We start from the raw sequence: 17,264 nt of genomic DNA on the forward strand, positions 1-17,264 counted from the left end.
TACGCGAGTAGGAATCGGCGGGCGCGCGGGGAAGTTTCCCCATTTCCTGCACGCGCCGGCCTCGTTGTGCTAAACGCACGAGCCCTGGTCCGAGGTTGCGTGGGATCCGGCGGAAGTCTCGCCGAACTCCGGGAGCGGCGCAGCGTTTTCACGTAGTCGGGCGGGGTAGTCGCGGGGCGAAAGCCCGGGAAGCCGGGAGTGTCCGGAATGATGGATTTCGCCGACAACGTTGCGTAATCGGGCGACTACACAGCATGATGGTGGCGGCGATCGCAGCCGGTGTCGTTCGTGCCGCCCTGGGGAGGCCGGGGCGAACGACCGGGGGGATGTACGAGGGCTGCTCGCGCGAAGTCGGTAGGTACTGCAAGGGGGGACGTGTACAGATGGGCATGATCACTGACTGGCCGTCACTGGCGGCATGTCAGAACGGAGACCCGGACGCGTTGTTCGTACAGGGCGCCGAACAGAACGTGGCGAAGAGGATCTGCCGGAGCTGCCCAGTTCGGTACGAGTGCCTGGCCGACGCGCTCGACAACCGGATCGAGTTCGGCGTGTGGGGTGGCATGACCGAGCGCGAGCGCCGGGCGTTGCTGCGCCGTCACCCGCAGGTCACCAGCTGGCGCAAGATGTTCGAGGCGGCCATGAAGAAGAACGCCAAGGAGAAGGCCGGCAAGGACAAGGTTCTGGTCACCACGGCCACCTGACCGCAGCGGTCAGCTCCGGCTGATCGCCTCGCCGATCGTCCGCAGCCCGTCGACGTCGTGCACGTCGGCGGGCTGCGCCGTCACCGACACCGCCGGCACCGCCGGGAACGCCTCGGTGAACCGCGCCGCCACCTGCTCCTCGCGTACCGCCTGCTGGGCCAGCGCGGCGTGCGCCCGCAACACCTCGACGGTGCCCTCGTGCCCACCCTCGCCGGCCAGCCGCTCCGCGGCGGCCAGGCTCTCCGCCGCGGACAGGCCCGCCGCCGGCCGGTGCACCCGGTTGAGCACCAGCCCGGCCAGCGGCATCCGCTCCTCACGCAGCCGGCCCGCGAAGTAGGCGGCCTCCCGGACCGCGTCCGGCTCCGGCGTCGCGACCAGCAGGAACGCCGTCTCCCGGGCCTGGAGGATCCGGTACGTCTGCTCGGCGCGCTGCCGGAACCCGCCGAACATCGAGTCGAGGGCGGCGACGAAGCCGGACAGGTCGGTGAGCAGCTGGGCGCCGATCACCTTCTGCACCACCTTGGAGAACATCCCGAAGCTCGCCGTGACCAGGCTGAACATGCTCCGGCCACCGCTGCGCGCCGGAGCCAGCAGCAGCCGCAGCATCCGGCCGTCGAGGAACCGGGACAGCCGGGCCGGCGCGTCCAGGAAGTCGAGCGCGGACCGCGACGGCGGCGTGTCCACCACGATCAGGTCCCACTCGCCCCGGGCGTGCAACTGGCCCAGCTTCTCCATCGCCATGTACTCCTGCGTGCCGGCGAAGGTGGAACTCATGGCCTGGTAGAAGGGGTTGGCGAAGATCTCCGCGGCCTTCGCCGGGTCGGTGTGCTGGAGCACCACGTCGTCGAACGTGCGCTTCATGTCGAGCATCATGGCGTGCAGTTCCCCGCCGCCGGCCTCGACGTCGATGCCCTTGACCTGCCGGGGTGTGTTGTCCAGCTCGGTCAGGCCGAGCGACTGGGCCAGCCGGCGGGCCGGGTCGATGGTGAGCACCACCGTCCGCCGGCCGTGCCGCTCGGCCGCCCGCAACGCCAGCGCCGCGGCAGTGGTCGTCTTGCCCACGCCGCCCGCCCCGCAACAGACCACGATCCGTACGCCGTCGTCGGCGAGGATCTGGTCGACGTCAAGCGGAGGCGCCGCGTCTTCGGAAGGCACCAATCGAGCGTATCGGTCCCGAGGGCCTCTCTGCTCCGTGCCGGCCGCAGGTGTGAGTCAATCCGCCCGGACGAGGGCCTCGGCGAGCGTCTCCAGCCCGGCCCGGTCGACCCCCGCGGGCAGCAGCGGCAACTCGACCAGGGGCAGGCCCAGATCCACCAGGTCACCCCGCAGGGAGTCCTCCAGCTCACGGCGTACCTGCTGGTCACGAGCCTCCTCGACGAGCCCGGCCACGGTCGGGCCGTCGGCCGGCAGGCCGGCGGCGGCCAGCCCGCGCTTCAGCTCGGCCGCTGTCACCGCCCGCCCGGCCGGCACCGGCGGGCGGACGCCGTTGACGATCACGCGGCCGACCGGGAAACCGAGCTGGGTCAGCTCCGCGACCGCGTCGAGCGTCTCCTGGACCGGCATCTCCTCCAGCAGCGTGACCACGTGCACCGCGGTCATCGGGGACCGGAGCAACGCGGAGACGCCCTCGCTCTGGGTCTTGATCGGGCCGACCTTCGCCAGCCGGGCGGTCTCCGCCGTCACGTTGAGGAAACGGCCGATCCGCCCGGTCGGCGGCGCGTCCAGCACCACCGCGTCGTACGTCCGGCGCGACCCGCTGGTGCGGGTGGTCGCCTCCTTGACCTTGCCGGTGAGCAGCACGTCGCGCAGGCCCGGCGCGATCGTGGTGGCGAAGTCGATCGCGCCGAGCTTGCGCAGCGCCCGGCCGGCCGCGCCGAGCTTGTAGAACATGTCCAGGTATTCGAGGAGTGCCTCCTCGGCGTCCACCGCCAGCGCCCGCACCTCACCGCCGCCGGGCGCGTCGGCGAGGTGCCGTTCCTCGTACGGCAGCGGGTCGGTGCCGAAGAGCTGGGCGATGCCCTGCCGCCCCTCCACCTCGACCAGCAGGGTGCGCCGGCCCCCGGCGGCCAGGCCGAGGGCCAGCGCGGCGGCCACGCTGGTCTTTCCGGTGCCGCCCTTGCCGGTCACCACGTGCAGGCGGGCCGGCCATCTGCCGGCGGACTCGGCCGGCTGCTCACTAGCTGCCACCCGTCGAGCCTAACCAGCCGTTGGGACCAGCCCTGTCCGGCCGGCGGGATCAGCCGACCTCGCAGACCCACCAACCCGTCTTCCGCACCACAGTGAAACGCAGCGCCTGCTCGGCGACCTTCTCGTCGGCGGTGGTCATGGTCACCCGCGCGGAGACGGTGGCCCGGTCCCCGGTCTGGTTGTCGACAGTCGGGGTGGGCCAGCGGAACCGGGGGTTCTGGTACTGCGCGACGTACTCCCGTACCTCGGTGACCTTGGCGGCGATCTTCTCGTCGTCACGGGCCGCCGAGCAGACGAACGTGGCCGCCTTCTCGGGGTCGCGCTCCTGGTAGACGGCCTTGAGGAAGCCGTCCACGGCTACCTGCGGTTCTTTCGCGCCCTGGCCGTCCTCGCTGTTGCGTAACGCGAGGAACGCGGCGGTGCCCCCACCGCCGCAGAGCACGACCGCGGCGGCCAGCACCAGCGAGACGATCAGCACCGCCGGTCGCTTTCGCGGCGGGGTGTCGGACGGGTACGGCGGCGGACCGGCTGCGGGTGCGGGTCCCGGCGGCGGTTGCGGATTCGGGTCGCCGGGCGTGCCGGTGTCGCCACCGGCGGGCGGTTGGGTCATCTGTCTCCCCCGGGTTGCGGCTCCCGTCGCCGCCCCAGGCGACGGGCGCGGGTCGAGGTGTGCGGGCGCGCGTCGGCGCGCGTCCAGTCCGGAAGGGTATCGGTCGGCGGTGCGCTTGCCAGCCCCGCGTACGCGCCCCGCCGGGCGGACACGGCTACCGCGTTCCCGACCAGCCTTGTGTCGCAAATGTGACTGGACGTGACGAAGCGTGCGCGTCCCGTTGCCGGGACTTGTCGCAGGATCTACCTTCGTCCCCGACGCGGAGAGCCGGGCCGGGGACGGCTCCGAGCCGGATGGCGGTGTTTGTTGAACAGGTACGACGCCCGGAGGCGAAGGATGCGCGACGCGGAGAACAGTCCCCGAGGCCAGTTCCCCGGTGACCGGGCCGGCCGGCCGGGTGAGGCCGAGGTGCCGGGCGCGCCGTTCAACGAGCGCTCCTACGGCCCGCCGGCCGAGGCGGTCCGGACGCTGCCCCGCTCCGGCGGGAAGGGGCGGGACGAGGACGAGCCCGGCTACGTCATCCACCTCCAGGTCCGGGTGCCCGACCTGGCGGCGGCCACCGCGCTCGCCGGAACCGTGGCCACCTCGCTGGGCTTCCTGGTGGAGCTGGACGCGGGCGAGACCACCGTCTCCACCGCCGACGACCAGAACAACAGGCACCGGGTCTTCTGCGACCTGCTGCTGCCCGACCGCAGCCGGTGCCCGCAGCGCTTCGAGCACGAGGGCCCGTGCGGCGAGCCGCCACCGGCACCGGAGCCGCGTCCCGCGTCCTGGTGACCGCGGCGGACCGTAGGCTGTGCCTGACCGAAGTCCAAGTCAGGCAAGGGAGCCCTCCTCCGATGCAGAAGTGGGAATACGCCACGGTGCCGCTGCTGGTCCACGCGACCAAGCAGATCCTCGACAACTGGGGCGAGGACGGCTGGGAACTGGTCTCCGTGGTTCCTGGCCCGAACCCGGAGCAGCTCGTCGCGTACCTGAAGCGTCCGAAGGGCTGACCTCCATGAGCAACGGACCTCACGCGAAGCTCGCCGAGCTCGGCCTCGCACTGCCCGAGGTGGTGCCGCCGGTGGCCAGCTACGTGCCGGCCGTCCAGTCCGGGCAGCACGTCTACGTGTCCGGCCAGCTGCCGATGGCCGAGGGCAAGCTGCTCGCCACCGGCAAGGTCGGCAACGGCGTCTCGGCCGAGCAGGCCAAGGACCTGGCGGAGCGGTGCGCGCTGAACGCGCTCGCCGCGATCGACGCGCTGGTCGGGCTGGAGAACGTGGTGAAGGTCGTGAAGCTGACCGGCTTCGTGGCCAGCGCACCCGGCTTCACCGGTCAGCCCGGCGTGATCAACGGTGCCTCCGACCTGTTCGGCGCCGTGTTCGGCGAGGCCGGCCGCCACGCCCGCAGCGCCGTGGGCGTGGCCGAACTTCCCCTCGACGCCCCGGTAGAGGTAGAGGTCATCGTCGAGGTCGCGTAACGCTGAGCCCGCGATCTTGCGGTTGTGGCCCCCGGCAGAAGCCCCAGACGGGGACAAAGCTCGGGCCGGAACTGCAAGATCGCGGGGAGTGGCGGGCGGAGTCGTACGATCGCAGCCATGGGTGGGCGTATGGCCGGTGCGGCGGGGGCGCTTGCGGACGGGCTGCCGGGGTGGGTGACGCTGCTGCGTGCGCCGAACCCGGGGCCGATGACGCTCGACGGGACCAACACCTGGGTGCTGCGGGCCGGGCCGGACGCGCCCGCCGTCGTGGTCGACCCGGGGCCCGCCGACGAGGGGCACCTGGCCGCGATCGCGGCGCAGGGACGCATCGGATGCGTGCTGATCACGCACGGGCACGCCGACCACACCGAGGGCGCGCCCCGGTTGCGTGAGCTGCTCGACGGCGTACCGGTGCTCGCCGCCGACCCGGCGCACACCGCCGGAGGCGAGCCGCTCACCGCCGACACCACCATCGACGTGGGGCTGGACCTGCGACTGCTGCCCACCCCCGGGCACACCGCCGACTCGGTCTGCCTGGTCGCCGCGCACGACGGCGAGCACGTCGTGCTGACCGGTGACACCATCCTCGGCCGGGGCACCACAGTGGTCGCCCACCCGGACGGGCACCTCGGCGACTACCTGTCGAGCCTGGAGCTGCTCTCCGCGTACCGGGGGATCCCGGCGCTGCCGGGCCACGGCCCGGCGCTCGCCGACTGCGGTGTGGCGGCCGACTTCTACCTGGCCCACCGGCGGGCCCGGCTGGACCAGGTGCGCGCCGCCGTCGCCGCGGGCGCCACCACCGCGGCCGAGGTGGTCGCCCTGGTCTACGCCGACGTCGACAGGTCGCTGTGGTGGGCCGCCGAGTGGTCGGTCCGGGCCCAGCTCGAACACCTCGGAGTGGAGCAGCCGTGACCTGCCCGGTGTGCGGAACCGTAGCCGTGCCCGGGGCGCGGTTCTGCCACAACTGCGGGGCGGCGCTGCCGGCTGCCGCCACCCTGCCCGCCGCCGAGCGCCGCGTGGTGACCGTGCTCTTCGGCGACCTGTCCGACTTCACCTCCTGGTCGGAGGACCTGGACCCGGAACGGGTCGGCGCGGTCACCGACCGGGTGCTGGCCGCTCTCGCGGGCGCGGTCAAGACGTTCGGCGGGCACGTCGACAAGCTCACCGGCGACGGCATCATGGCGGTCTTCGGCGCGCCTGTGGCGCACGAGGACGACGCCGAGCGGGCGGTCCGCGCCGCGCTGTCCATGCAGCGCGCGGTGCGGCGGGTGCTCGACGACGAGCGCGGCGGCGGCGCACCGCTGGGCCTGCGCGTCGGCCTCAACACCGGGGACGTGATCGCGGGCATCCAGGCGGCGATCGAGTACACGGTCATCGGCGACACGGTGAACACCGCCGCCCGGCTGGCCGACGCCGCCGCGGTCGGCGCGGTCTACGCCGGGGCGCGCACCTCCGCCGCCACCCGGCACGTCGCCTCCTGGCGGGCGCTGCGCCCGCTGCGGCTCAAGGGCAAGCGGGAACCGGTCGAGGCGTACGAGCTGCTGGGCCTGCTCGACGCGCCCGGCACCCGGTCCGGCCTCGGCGACGAGGCGCCGTTCGTGGGCCGGGAGACCGAGATCGGCCGGGTCGCCGGCCGGCTCGCCGAGGTGATCGACAGGGGCGAGCCCCGGGTGCTGCTGATGACCGCCGAGGCGGGGATCGGCAAGTCCCGGTTCGCGGCCGAGGTGGAGCGGCTCGCCGCCGGCTACGACGTCGGCGCCGGGCGGTACGCGGCGCACACCGGCGCCCGCGTCCTCTCGGTGCGCTGCGCGGCGTTCGGCGAGCGCCGCCGGCTGGCCCCGCTGGCCGACCTGGTCCGGGCCGCCGTCGGCCTGCCGGGCGACGCGGCCACCGCCGTCACCCGGCCGGCCGTCGAGGAGCGGCTGCGCCGGCTCGGCCAGCGCCTGTCCCGGCTCCCCGGCGACCCGCCGCCGATCGCCGTGGACCAGCTCCTGGCCCTGCTCGGGTACGCCGAACTCCCGCCCGCCACCGAGAACGGCGAGTGGAACGCGGCCGGACCCCCGCCGGACGACGAGGCGGTGCCCACCGCCGTGGCGGACCTGCTCAGCGCGCTCGCCGGTGAGGCGCCGCTGGTGATCGTGGTGGACGACCTGCACGACGCCACCGCCGAGACGCTCAAGGCGCTGGCGCTGACCCTCAACCGGCTCAGCGGGCCGGTGCTGGTGCTGCTGCTCGGCCGCCCCGAGCTGGTACGGACCGCCGGCGCGCTGACCCGCGTCGCGGACGCCGAGGTGCACGCGCTGCCGCCGCTGCGCGGCGCGGACGCCTCCCGGCTGCTCACCAGCTACCTGTCCGGCGGCCGCATGCCCCAGACCGACACGGACCGGCTGCTCGCCACCGCGCAGGGCAACCCGTTCTACCTGGCCGAGCTGGTCACGCTGCTGATGGAGCGCGGTGCGCTCACCGCCGGGCCGGGGCGGGGCGCCGACGTCGGCTGGCGGCTCGCCCCCGGTTCGCTCGGCAGCCGGCTGCTCTCCCGGGACCTGGCCGCGGTGCTCGCCGCGCGTATCGACGCGCTGCCGCCGAACGCCCGCTCGGCGCTGCGCGACGCCGCGGTGGTGGGCGACACCGTACCGGCGGGTGCGCTGGAGGCTCTGCGGGAACAGCGGGTCGGGCAGGACGGGCGGCCCGCCGCGGTGGCCGCCGTCGAGCTGGACCGGGCCGTGGAGGAGCTGCTGCAACGGCGCATGCTGCACCGCACCCGCAGCGGGTTCGCCTTCGCCACCCCGCTCATGCGGGAAGCCGCGTACGCGGGGGTGAGCAAGGCCGAGCTGGCCGAGCGGCACGCGGCGCTGGCCCGCTGGGCCGCGCCGGAGAGTGTCGACGAGGCCGGTGGCGCACCCGGGGGCGCGTTCACCGAGGCCGCCCGGGACGACTTCGTCGCCGAGCACGTGGAGCGGGCCACAGCGCTCGCCGACGCGGTCAAGCTGCGCCCGGACGCGCCGGCCCGGGCGGTCACCCCGCTGGGCGTGGCCGCGCTGGGCCGGGCCGCCCGCCGGTCGCTGCGGTCGGGGGAGCCGGCGCTCGCCGTCGAGTACGCCGAACGCGCGGCCGAGCTGGCCCGCGACGGGGTGCCGGCGGCCGACCGGGTGGTGCACGCCCGGGCGCTGCTCCAGGTCGGTCGCCCGGCCGACGCGCTCGCGTTCGCCGAGAAGATCGCCGCGAACACCGGCGACCCGGCCACCCGTACCGCCGCGCTGCTGCTGGCCGGGCAGGCCCAGCAGACCCTCGGTGACGCCGAGCGGGCCGAGTGCAACTGGCAGGAGGCGTTGCAGGTGGCCACCGACGCCGACCTGCCCACGCTGCGGGCCTCGGCGATGCGGCGGCTCGGCATGGCCGACTTCATCGCCGGCCGGCTCGGGCAGGCGAGCAGCCGGCTCGCCGCGTCCTACCAGGTCAGCCTCGCCGCCCGGGATCCGCGCGGGCAGGCCTGGTCGTTGCAGAACCTGGCCTGGGTGACCACCACCCGGGGTGACTTCGCCGGCACCGACGCGGTCCTCGGCCGGGCCGCCCGGCTCTTCGCCGAGCTGAAGGATCCGTACGGGCGGGCCTGGCTGCGCGGCACCACCGCGTTCGCCCGGCTGCTCGCCGGCCGGCTGCGGGAGGCGTGCCGGATGGCGCGGGTGTTCCTGCCGTTCGGGGAGCGGGTCGGCGAGGCGTGGGCGGTGGGGACGCTGCGCGCGGTCGAGGCGTACGCCACCGCCGAGCTGGGCGACCTGGCCGAGGCGGACCGGGCGGCGCGGCGCGCGTACCGGGACTTCGCCGAGGTGGGCGACGACTGGGGGCAGGGCTTCGCGCTCGTGGTGCGCGGGGTGGTGGCGCGCGGGCTGGGCGAGCCGGAACACGCGGCCGACCTGTTCACCGACGCGCTCGAGTACGCCGACCGCACCACCCACCCGCTGCTCACCGGCATGGCCGGGACGCTGCGCGGCTTCGTGGCGCTGGACATGGGCGACCACGAGACCGCCGAGCGGGAGGCACGGTCGGTGCTGACCCGGGTGGAGCCGCACAACCCGCAGGCACCGGCCCAGGTCGCGCCCCGGGTGCTGCTCGCCATGGCCCGCCTCGCGGCGGGTGACCCGGGCACCGCCGTGGGGCTGCTCGCGCCTGTCGCCACCGGCGCGGCGAACGCGCCCTCGCTGCTGTTCTCCCGGCGGCAGACGATGGCCCGGTACGCCGCCGCGCTGCTCGCACACGGCCAGCGCGAACAGGCGCTCGACTGGGCGCAGCGGTCGATCACCGCCCCGGCGGAGGACGTCCGCAGCCAGGTGGTGGCACTGCTCGTGCTGGCCGAGGCGCTTGACGCCTGCGGTCGCCGGGCCGAGGCGCTGACGCACGCGGAGGAGGCGGTACGCCTCGCGTACGCCACCGAGCAGCGCAGTGAGCGGATGGTCGCGGACGCGTTGCGGGTGCGGCTCGCCGGCGGCTGATCGCCCGTGTTCTGACGGTTCCGGGGATGTGTTCGTCGGTGGAGCCGGTTAGCGTGGGGCGGCCACAGTCGTGGATCGACTGTCGCCTCCCGGTGCGCGCCTGCGCCACCGGCAGATCACGCTGGGGAGGAACGATGAGGCTGCCGCGCTCGGGCGCCGGCTGGACGATCGCGGTCTTCGGGCTCCTCGCGCTGCTGCTCGGCGCGCTCGGTCTGATCTGGCCGGAGACGCAGCTGCGCCTGCTCGGCTTCGAGGTGCCGGCCGAGCGCGCTCCGGGCGACTACACCGGCACGTTCCTCACCGCGTCGTCGATGGCCTCGTTCAACATGGGGGTCTACTACCTGCTCGCCGTCGCCACCGAGTGGCGGCCGTTCTACCGGTTCACCGTGTGGTTCCGCCTGGTCACCTTCACCGTGTTCACCATCGCGGTGCTCTCCGACGTCGCGCCGGACCGCTTCTTCGCGGTCGCCGCGTGGGAGGGCCTGGGCGCGCTCGCCACGGCGGCCGGACTGTGGTGGGACGCCCGCCGGGCGGCTCCCGCCGCTGCCGTGTCCGCGCCGGAGCTGGCGCCGGCCACCGACGCGGCCCGCTGACGGGTCCGGATCGTTGGGTATTTTCGAGTCGTGACCGAGACCCCGCCCGGCGCCCTGCGGCTGCCCATCGTGCCCGGTCTGACCGATCTGCAGGTGTTCGCCCGGGGCGGCTACGCCACCATCTACCGGGCCACCCAGATCTCGGTGGGACGCGAGGTCGCGGTCAAGATCGAGAACCGCACGCTGGACAGCGAACGCGACCAGGCCCGCTTCCTGCGCGAGGCCCGTGCCGCCGGGCGGATGTCGTCCCACCCGCACGTCGTCGACCTGTTCGACGTCGGGGTCACCGTCAACCAGCACCCCTACCTCATCATGGAGCTGTGCGACGGCTCGTACGCCGAGCGGATGCGCACCTCACCGCTGGGCCCGGCGGAGACCCGCGACCTCGGCGTGAAGATCGCCGACGCGCTGGCCCACTCGCACGCGGCGGGCGTCCTGCACCGCGACGTCAAGCCGGCGAACATCCTGCACTCCGAGTTCAACTCCGCGGTCCTGGCCGACTTCGGCCTGGCGGTGCTCGCCGAGTTCCGCGACTCCTCGGTGATGCTGGAGGCGCTCACCCCGGCGTACGCGCCACCGGAGACGTTCAACCACAGCCCGCCCACGCCCGCCGTCGACGTGTACTCGCTGTGCGCCACGCTCTACGCGCTGATGTACGGCCGTCCGCCGCGCTGGCACTCCGAACGCAACCCGAGCCTGGTGACCGTGCTGGAGATGTTCCAGCAGCCGATCCCGGGTCTGCCCGGCGTACCAGGCGAGCTGATCGACGTACTCCGGTTGGGCATGTCGAACGACCCGGGCGCGCGGCCCTCGGCGGTCGAGCTGCGCGGCCTGCTCACCTCGCTGCCGCTCGACGGCGCCCCGGCGACCGGCGGCCGGTTCGACGACGGCATCGGCGACCGGTTCCACCACACCGGCGGGCCGAACCCGCGACCGCCCGCGGACGACGACCACCCGACGGTGGCCTCGCGTGGCCGGCGCTGGCCCAAGCGCTGGTTCCTCGGCGGCGCCGGCGTGCTGGCGCTGGCGGCCTCGGCCGGCGGTGGCTGGGTCGCCGGCGGCCACGCGCCGGCCGTCACGCCCACGCCGGCGACCAGCGGGGTGGCCGGGGTGGCGCCGGTGCCCGGCTGCGCGTCCGCCGACGTGCGGCTGCCCGCCGGGGCGCGCTGCGCGACGGAACTGGAGTGCTTCGGTCCGGTACGGCTGCGCCGCGACCGGGCCGAGGCGAGCCGGGTGCCGTGCGACGGCCAGCACACCTGGGAGACCTACGCCGCCGGTGACCTGCCGGCCGCGCTCGCCGGGGCCCGCCACGAGACGGTCGCGGCCGACCCGGCCGTCGGCAGGGTGTGCAACGCCGACACGTTCCGGCTGGTCAGCGGCGGCAAGTCGGCGAGCGGGTGGAACCTGGAGGTGCTGCCGCCGGAGGCCGAGGCGGACCGCACCTACCGCTGTCTGGCCGGCCGGGGCGTCAACGCGCTCGCCGGTCCCACGCTCACCGGTCGCTGAGCCCGTTCACGGTCCGGCTCTGCCGCACCGACCGCGGGTCGAGCGTCTCCAGCGTGTCGGCGTCCACCGCCGTCGGCGCGCGCATGCCGCGTACGACGCGCGGGTCCAGCGTCTCCAGCGTGTCCGCGTCGATCGGCTGGCCAACCGGGGTGCGCAGGTTCCGCACCGCGCGCGGGTCGATCGCCTCCAGCGTGTCGGCGTCCACTCCGTACCCCTGGTGGGGGACCGGCCAGGTCTCGGCCTGCGGGGCGGACCCGCCGGTGCCGCCGGGCTGGCGCGCGGCGGTGATCGTCACTCCCGTGATCATGGCGAGCAGCACGCAGACCAGGGCCAGCACGACCGACAGGATGCCGGGCGGACGCCACACGGCCAGGGTCACCACCGCCGCCACCGTCGCCAGGGACGCGACGACGGCCTTCGCCCGCGCATCGGGCTTCGGGAACGATCTCACCCGACAAGCATGGCCCAGCGCGTCCACCTGTCAACCGGCGGGATGAGACAGCTTCCCGTCACCGAGGCTCCACTTCGGAGTCGCAGGTAGCGACGATCGAGAAAAAGTCGTTACATCATCTGGTTGTTTGCCGTATCGATCCACGTTTGGGGGCCACTAACGTGGGCGTCGATCCCTACAGTGACGGGGGTCGAGGTCTCCTCGACGGAACTGTTCCCCGACGGAAGGCAGCCTCATGCCCCGTGCAATCCGATCCCTGGCCGCAACCGGGATCGCCGGCGTCCTCCTCGCCGGACCGGCCGTCGCGCCCGCCGCGGCGGCGACTCCGCAACCACCCGCGCACGACCGGACCACCGCCGCCGAGGCACGCCGGGTGGACCGCGTGCCGACGCCGAAGCTCGACTGGTACGCCTGCTACGACTACGCCGAGTGCGCCACGGTCCGGCTCCCGCTGGACTACGACAACCCGAAGGGCGCCACCACCGAGGTCGCACTGCTCCGGGTCAAGGCCCGCGACCAGCAGCGCAAGGTCGGCAGCCTCTTCCTCAACCCGGGTGGCCCGGGTGGCTCCGGCACGAGCATCGCGCTCGCCGCGCCCTACTTCCTCGGCGACGACCTGCTCGACCGCTTCGACATCGTCGGCGTCGACCCGCGCGGCGTCGAGGCCAGCGAGAACATCAAGTGCTTCCGCTCGGTGAAGGACCAGACCCGGGCGTACGCCGGGCTGAACGTCGCGTTCCCGTGGACCAAGGCGGAGGAGAAGGCGTACGTCGCCGCGTCCAAGGCGGTCGGCAAGGCGTGCTCCACCACCGGCAAGCCGCTCACCGGCGCGGCCTCCACCGCCGAGGTGGCCCGCGACATGGACGTGCTGCGCCGCGCCGTCGGCGACAAGTTGCTCAGCTACCTCGGCTTCAGCTACGGCACCGCGCTGGGCCAGTACTACGCCAACATGTTCCCGGACCGCTTCCGCGCGATCGTCGTCGACGGCGTGCTCGACCCGAACGCCTGGGTCGGCCAGGGCAGCGCCCGCAACCAGCTCCAGGAGACGCGTCTGCGCAGCGCCGACGGCGCGTACCGGGCGCTGCGGGAGATCCTCGTCCGGTGCGGCAAGGCCGGCGCCGAGCAGTGCGAGCTGGCCGCCACCGGCAACCCGCTGGCCGCGTACGACACGGTGGCCAAGCGGCTCCGCAAGAAGCCGGTGGTGATCGAGGATCCGGACTTCGGCTCGTTCACCGTCAGCTACGCCGACTTCGTCGGCGCCACGCTCGGCGCGCTCTACGACCCGTACGGCTGGCAGTCGGTGGTGGACCTGACCGTCCAGCTCCTGGCCGCGACCGATCCGGCCGCCGGCAAGGCCGCCACCGCGTCGGCCCGCACGGCACTCGCCGCCCGCGCCGCGCAGGCACGGCAACAGCGGGGGTACGACTTCCCGTACGACAACGGGCTGGAGACGTTCCTGACCGTCGACTGCACCGACGCGTACCACCCGAAGAGCGCCGACGCCTGGCTGGCGCTGTCGGCGAAGGAGGACAAGCGGGCACCGTACTTCGGGCGGGCGTGGGCCTGGGGCACCTCGCCCTGCGCCCGCAACACCTGGACGGTGCGGGACGAGGACGCCTGGACCGGGCCGTTCAACCGGGTCACCGCCGCTCCGGTGCTGGTGGTCGGCAACTACTGGGATCCGGCGACCAACTACCAGGGTGCGGTCAGCTCGGCCGAGCTGCTGCCGAACAGCCGCCTGCTGAGCAGCGACAGCTGGGGCCACACCGCGTACGGCACCTCGGCGTGCGTGACCGGCCGGGTCGACGCGTACCTGCTCACCGGCAAGCTGCCGGCCAAGGGCACGCTCTGCGTCGGTGACGCGCAGCCGTTCCAGGAGGACGCGGCGGCCGGCCGGGCGGACGCGTCGAAGAGCGAGCTGGCCCGGGCGGGCGAGCCGCGCCGGGGCGAGCCGAAGCGGCTGCCGCCGGTGGCGACGCCGCGTCCGGCGGTCGGCACGCTGACCGTCCGCTGACGGACCCCCGGGGTGCGGCGGGTGATCGGGCACCCGCCGTACCCCGGGCCCACCTCGGTCAGTAGGACTTGTCCTGGCCGAGGACGTGCTGGGCGACGAAGTTGAGGATCATCTCCCGGCTGACCGGGGCGATCCGGCCCGCGCGTACCGCGCCGAGCAGCGTCGCCACGCCGTACTCGGTGGTCATGCCGGCCCCGCCGAGCGCCTGGACGGCGGTGTCGACGGCGAGCGCGGCGGCCTCGCCGGCCGCGTACTTGGCCATGTTGCCGGAGATGCCGGCCTCCAGGTCGCGGCCCGCGTCGTAGAGCGTGGCCGCCTTGTGGATCATCAGCCGGGCCAGCTCGACCTGCACTGCCGCGTGCGCCAGCGGGTGCGCCACACCCTGGTGCGAGCCGATCGAACGCCCGCCCCACACCTTGCGGGTGGACGTGTAGTCGCTGGCCCTCTCGATCGCGTACCGGCCGGTGCCGGCGCCCATCGCGGCGACGGTGATGCGCTCCGGGTTGAGCCCGGCGAACAGCGCGGGCAGCCCGGCGTCGAGCGACTCGCCGACGAGCGCGTCGGCGGGCAGCCGGACGTCGTCGAGGAAGAGCAGGAACTGGTTCTCCGGCGACAGGATCTCCATGTCCAGCTTGGACTTCTCCAGGCCGGGCGCGTCGGTCGGCACGATGAACAGCGCCGGCTTCAGCTTCCCGGTGGATGCGTCCTCGGTGCGGGCTACCACCAGCACGTGCCCGGCCTCGTCCACGCCGGAGATGTAGATCTTCCGGCCGCTGAGCAGCCAGTCGTCGCCGTCGCGCCGGGCCACGGTGGCGAGGCGGTGGAAGTTCGATCCGGCGTCCGGCTCGGTGATCGCGAAGACGATCTTCTGGGAGCCGTCGGCGAGGCCGGGGAGGTGCTTCTTGCGCTGCTCCTCTGTACCGTGCTTGTGGATGATCGTGGCGGCGATGGCGGGGGAGACCACCAGGAGCAGCAGCGGGCAGCCGGTCGCGGCCAGTTCCTCGCACACCAGCGCCAGCTCGGTGATGCCGCCGCCCCCGCCGCCGTACTCGGTGGGGATGTTCACGCCCAGGTAGCCCAGCCGTCCGGCCTCGTGCCACAGCTCGGTGGTGTGTTCGCCGGACCGGGCCTTCTCGACGAAGTAGGAGTGGCCGTACTTGCGGCCCAACGCCCGTACGGCGTCGCGGAGCTGGTCCTGCTCGGGGGTCAGGTCGAAGTTCACTGCGGGTCCTCCTCGGGGTCCACCACGGCAAGTACGGCACCCGTCTCGACCTGGCCGCCGGCCGGCACCGGCAGCTCCGTCACCACGCCGTCGGCGGGGGCGAGCACGGGATGTTCGAGCTTCATCGCTTCCAGCGTCAGCAGCAGGTCACCGGCGGCGACCCGCTGACCGACCTCGACGTGCACCCGGGTCACCGCGCCGGGCAGCGGCGCGAGCAGCGACCCGGCCGCCAGCTCCGCGGTGGGCAGGGGCAGGCGGGGCAGCTCGGTGAGGCTCGCCGCCCCGTCCGGGCCGTCCACGAAGACCGACGACCCGGCCCGGTGTACGCGGAAGGCCCGCCGTACCCCGTCGACGTCGAGCACCACCCGGTCCGGGGTGGCCGTCACCAGCTCGACAACCGGCAGCTCGGTGTTAACAGGGGACCCTTCCTCTACCGGATCCGTTAAGAGGGGGCCCTTCCTTCCCCACTGGGCGAGGGCGCCGGTGCGGTCGAGGCGGTAGTGCACCTCGATCTCCTCGTCGCCCGGGCCGGTGAAGCGGGTGACCTGCGGGACGGACGGCACGTTGCGCCAGCCCGACGGCAGCCCGGCCAGCACCGGTGCGGCGGCCCGGCGCGCGGCCGCACCGGACAGCGCGGCGGCCAGCGCCACCACCGGAAGCTGCTCCGCCGGCAGCAGCGGCGCGAACACCTCCGGGTGCCGGTCCAGGAAGCCGGTGTCCACGTCCACCGCGGCGAACTCCGGGCTGCGCAGCACACGGACCAGCAGATCCCGGTTGGTGGCCACGCCGTGCAGTTCGGCGCGGGCCAGCGCGCCGGCGAGCGCGCGGGCCGCCTCGGTGCGGGTGGGCGCCCAGGCGACGAGCTTCGCCAGCATCGAGTCGTAGTGCACGCTCACCGTCGAGCCGTCCACCACACCCGAGTCCAGGCGCAGTCCCCGGGCCGGGCCGAATTCGGCTGCCACCCCGGGGATCGCGAACCGGTGCAGCGTGCCGGTGGCCGGTCGGAAACCCTGAGCCGGGTCCTCGGCGCACAGCCGTACCTCGATGGCGTGGCCGTCGGCCGGCGGCGTGGTGGTGACCGGCAGCGGCTCGCCCTCGGCGACGAGCAGTTGCAGCCGGACCAGGTCCAGCCCGGTGGTCAGCTCGGTGACCGGGTGCTCCACCTGAAGACGGGTGTTCATCTCCAGGAAGTGCACCTGCCCGTCCGGCGCGAGCAGGAACTCCACTGTTCCCGCGCCGACGTAGTCGACTGCGCGCCCGGCCGCCACCGCCGCCTCGTGCAGCGCCGCCCGCACGTCGTCGGGCAGCACACCCGGCGCCTCCTCGACGATCTTCTGGTGGCGGCGCTGGATCGAGCAGTCGCGGACCCCGAGGGCCACGACGGTGCCGTGGGTGTCGCCGAAGATCTGCACCTCGACGTGGCGGCCACGTTCCACGTACCGCTCGATGAAGACCGTGCCGTCGCCGAACGCCGCCGCCGCCTCGCGGCGCGCACCAGCGACGGCCTCGGCCAGGCCGGCCGCGTCGCGGACGATCCGCATGCCCCGGCCGCCGCCACCGGCGGCGGCCTTGACCAGCACCGGGAAGGCGGTGACCTCGGCCGGGTCGATCCAGGTGGGCAGCATCGGCACGCCCGCGTCGGCGAGCAGCGCCTTGGCGGCCATCTTGTCGCCCATCGCGGCGATCGCCTTCGCGGACGGACCGACCCAGGTCAGGCCCGCGTCGGTCACCGCCGCCGCGAACTCGGCGTTCTCGGCCAGGAACCCGTAGCCGGGGTGGACGGCGTCCGCGCCGGAGCGCCGGGCCGCGTCGAGGATGGCGTCGATGCGCAGGTACGTCTCGGCCGGCGTGTTCCCCGGCAGCCGGACGGCCTGGTCGGCGTCTGCGACGAACGGCGCGTCGGCGTCCGCGTCGGAGTGCACGGCGACGGTGGCCACGCCGAGGGCGCGGCAGGTGGCGAAGACCCGGCGGGCGATCTCGCCCCGGTTCGCAACCAGAAGCTTCGTGATCATTGTGAGCACGCCC

General features: G+C 74.0%; 15 protein-coding genes. 9 read left to right on the forward strand and 6 right to left on the reverse strand.

Annotated features, from left to right (window positions below; genetic code table 11):
• The first annotated feature begins 383 nt into the window (after positions 1-383).
• The gene (locus ACPCK6_RS12905; RefSeq protein WP_043327856.1) at positions 384-704 is read left to right on the forward strand and encodes a WhiB family transcriptional regulator; all 321 of its coding nucleotides are present in this window, start codon (positions 384-386) and stop codon (positions 702-704) included.
• Between the two features lie 9 nt (positions 705-713).
• On the opposite strand, the gene bagB is transcribed toward ACPCK6_RS12905, so the two are convergent.
• The 3 genes from bagB to ACPCK6_RS12920 are packed head-to-tail and all read right to left on the reverse strand — an operon-like array spanning position 714 to position 3,501.
• The gene (bagB, locus tag ACPCK6_RS12910; RefSeq protein WP_396880839.1) at positions 714-1,862 is read right to left on the reverse strand and encodes an ArsA family ATPase; all 1,149 of its coding nucleotides are present in this window, start codon (positions 1,860-1,862) and stop codon (positions 714-716) included.
• A 54-nt stretch (positions 1,863-1,916) separates the two neighbouring features.
• On the reverse strand, positions 1,917-2,891 hold the full coding sequence (gene bagA, locus ACPCK6_RS12915) for an ATPase BagA (protein WP_423481213.1): 975 nt from the start codon (positions 2,889-2,891) through the stop codon (positions 1,917-1,919).
• A gap of 49 nt (positions 2,892-2,940) precedes the next feature.
• Positions 2,941-3,501: an Rv0361 family membrane protein gene (locus tag ACPCK6_RS12920; RefSeq protein ID WP_423481214.1), complete on the reverse strand. Its 561-nt coding sequence runs from the start codon at positions 3,499-3,501 to the stop codon at positions 2,941-2,943.
• Between the two features lie 336 nt (positions 3,502-3,837).
• Here ACPCK6_RS12920 and ACPCK6_RS12925 point away from each other — a divergent pair, with 336 nt between their 5' ends.
• The 7 genes from ACPCK6_RS12925 to ACPCK6_RS12955 all read left to right on the forward strand — a co-directional run bounded on the left by ACPCK6_RS12925 (position 3,838) and on the right by ACPCK6_RS12955 (position 11,552).
• Positions 3,838-4,278 carry a hypothetical protein gene (locus ACPCK6_RS12925; RefSeq protein ID WP_396880841.1) on the forward strand — a complete coding sequence of 147 codons (441 nt, stop codon included), beginning with the start codon at positions 3,838-3,840 and terminating at the stop codon, positions 4,276-4,278.
• 62 nt (positions 4,279-4,340) lie between these two features.
• Positions 4,341-4,496, forward strand: a complete 156-nt coding sequence (gene sp36 / locus ACPCK6_RS12930; RefSeq protein WP_013289021.1) for a Sp36 family protein — start codon at positions 4,341-4,343, stop codon at positions 4,494-4,496.
• Between the two features lie 5 nt (positions 4,497-4,501).
• Positions 4,502-4,963, forward strand: a complete 462-nt coding sequence (locus ACPCK6_RS12935; RefSeq protein ID WP_120572751.1) for a RidA family protein — start codon at positions 4,502-4,504, stop codon at positions 4,961-4,963.
• Between the two features lie 117 nt (positions 4,964-5,080).
• Complete coding sequence (locus tag ACPCK6_RS12940) at positions 5,081-5,875, forward strand: MBL fold metallo-hydrolase (RefSeq protein WP_423481215.1); 795 nt, start codon at positions 5,081-5,083, stop codon at positions 5,873-5,875.
• Positions 5,872-9,453 (forward strand): adenylate/guanylate cyclase domain-containing protein, encoded by a 3,582-nt coding sequence (locus tag ACPCK6_RS12945; RefSeq protein WP_396880843.1) that lies wholly within the window; start codon positions 5,872-5,874, stop codon positions 9,451-9,453. The genes ACPCK6_RS12940 and ACPCK6_RS12945 overlap by 4 nt, the downstream gene beginning before the upstream one ends.
• A 134-nt stretch (positions 9,454-9,587) precedes the next feature.
• Positions 9,588-10,046 carry a hypothetical protein gene (locus tag ACPCK6_RS12950; RefSeq protein ID WP_423481216.1) on the forward strand — a complete coding sequence of 153 codons (459 nt, stop codon included), beginning with the start codon at positions 9,588-9,590 and terminating at the stop codon, positions 10,044-10,046.
• Between the two features lie 30 nt (positions 10,047-10,076).
• Positions 10,077-11,552 (forward strand): serine/threonine-protein kinase, encoded by a 1,476-nt coding sequence (locus ACPCK6_RS12955; protein ID WP_423481217.1) that lies wholly within the window; start codon positions 10,077-10,079, stop codon positions 11,550-11,552.
• On the opposite strand, the gene ACPCK6_RS12960 is transcribed toward ACPCK6_RS12955, so the two are convergent.
• Positions 11,539-12,003: a hypothetical protein gene (locus ACPCK6_RS12960; RefSeq protein WP_396880846.1), complete on the reverse strand. Its 465-nt coding sequence runs from the start codon at positions 12,001-12,003 to the stop codon at positions 11,539-11,541. The genes ACPCK6_RS12955 and ACPCK6_RS12960 overlap by 14 nt on opposite strands.
• Positions 12,004-12,238: 235 nt before the next feature.
• Between ACPCK6_RS12960 and ACPCK6_RS12965 the strand changes: the two genes are divergently transcribed.
• Positions 12,239-14,017 carry an alpha/beta hydrolase gene (locus tag ACPCK6_RS12965; RefSeq protein WP_423481218.1) on the forward strand — a complete coding sequence of 593 codons (1,779 nt, stop codon included), beginning with the start codon at positions 12,239-12,241 and terminating at the stop codon, positions 14,015-14,017.
• 58 nt (positions 14,018-14,075) lie between these two features.
• Here the strand turns inward: ACPCK6_RS12965 and ACPCK6_RS12970 are convergent, their stop codons facing one another.
• On the reverse strand, positions 14,076-15,239 hold the full coding sequence (locus tag ACPCK6_RS12970) for an acyl-CoA dehydrogenase family protein (RefSeq protein WP_396880848.1): 1,164 nt from the start codon (positions 15,237-15,239) through the stop codon (positions 14,076-14,078).
• Positions 15,236-17,251 (reverse strand): ATP-binding protein, encoded by a 2,016-nt coding sequence (locus tag ACPCK6_RS12975; RefSeq protein WP_396880849.1) that lies wholly within the window; start codon positions 17,249-17,251, stop codon positions 15,236-15,238. Before ACPCK6_RS12975 ends, ACPCK6_RS12970 begins: the two co-directional genes overlap by 4 nt.
• Positions 17,252-17,264: the final 13 nt, after the last annotated feature.

Source organism: Micromonospora sp. AB353 (assembly GCF_049538395.1).
GTDB classification, from domain to species: Bacteria; Actinomycetota; Actinomycetes; order Mycobacteriales; family Micromonosporaceae; genus Micromonospora; species Micromonospora aurantiaca.

Bases quoted from the DNA above. Each gene is read 5' to 3' on its own strand.
- ACPCK6_RS12905 (WP_043327856.1), top strand. From the start codon at position 384: ATGGGCATGATCACTGACTGGCCGTCACTGGCGGCATGTCAGAACGGA.
- ACPCK6_RS12920 (WP_423481214.1), bottom strand. From the start codon at position 3,501: ATGACCCAACCGCCCGCCGGTGGCGACACCGGCACGCCCGGCGACCCG.
- ACPCK6_RS12925 (WP_396880841.1), top strand. From the start codon at position 3,838: ATGCGCGACGCGGAGAACAGTCCCCGAGGCCAGTTCCCCGGTGACCGG.
- sp36 (WP_013289021.1), top strand. From the start codon at position 4,341: ATGCAGAAGTGGGAATACGCCACGGTGCCGCTGCTGGTCCACGCGACC.
- ACPCK6_RS12935 (WP_120572751.1), top strand. From the start codon at position 4,502: ATGAGCAACGGACCTCACGCGAAGCTCGCCGAGCTCGGCCTCGCACTG.
- ACPCK6_RS12940 (WP_423481215.1), top strand. From the start codon at position 5,081: ATGGGTGGGCGTATGGCCGGTGCGGCGGGGGCGCTTGCGGACGGGCTG.
- ACPCK6_RS12950 (WP_423481216.1), top strand. From the start codon at position 9,588: ATGAGGCTGCCGCGCTCGGGCGCCGGCTGGACGATCGCGGTCTTCGGG.
- ACPCK6_RS12965 (WP_423481218.1), top strand. From the start codon at position 12,239: ATGCCCCGTGCAATCCGATCCCTGGCCGCAACCGGGATCGCCGGCGTC.
- ACPCK6_RS12975 (WP_396880849.1), bottom strand. From the start codon at position 17,251: ATGATCACGAAGCTTCTGGTTGCGAACCGGGGCGAGATCGCCCGCCGG.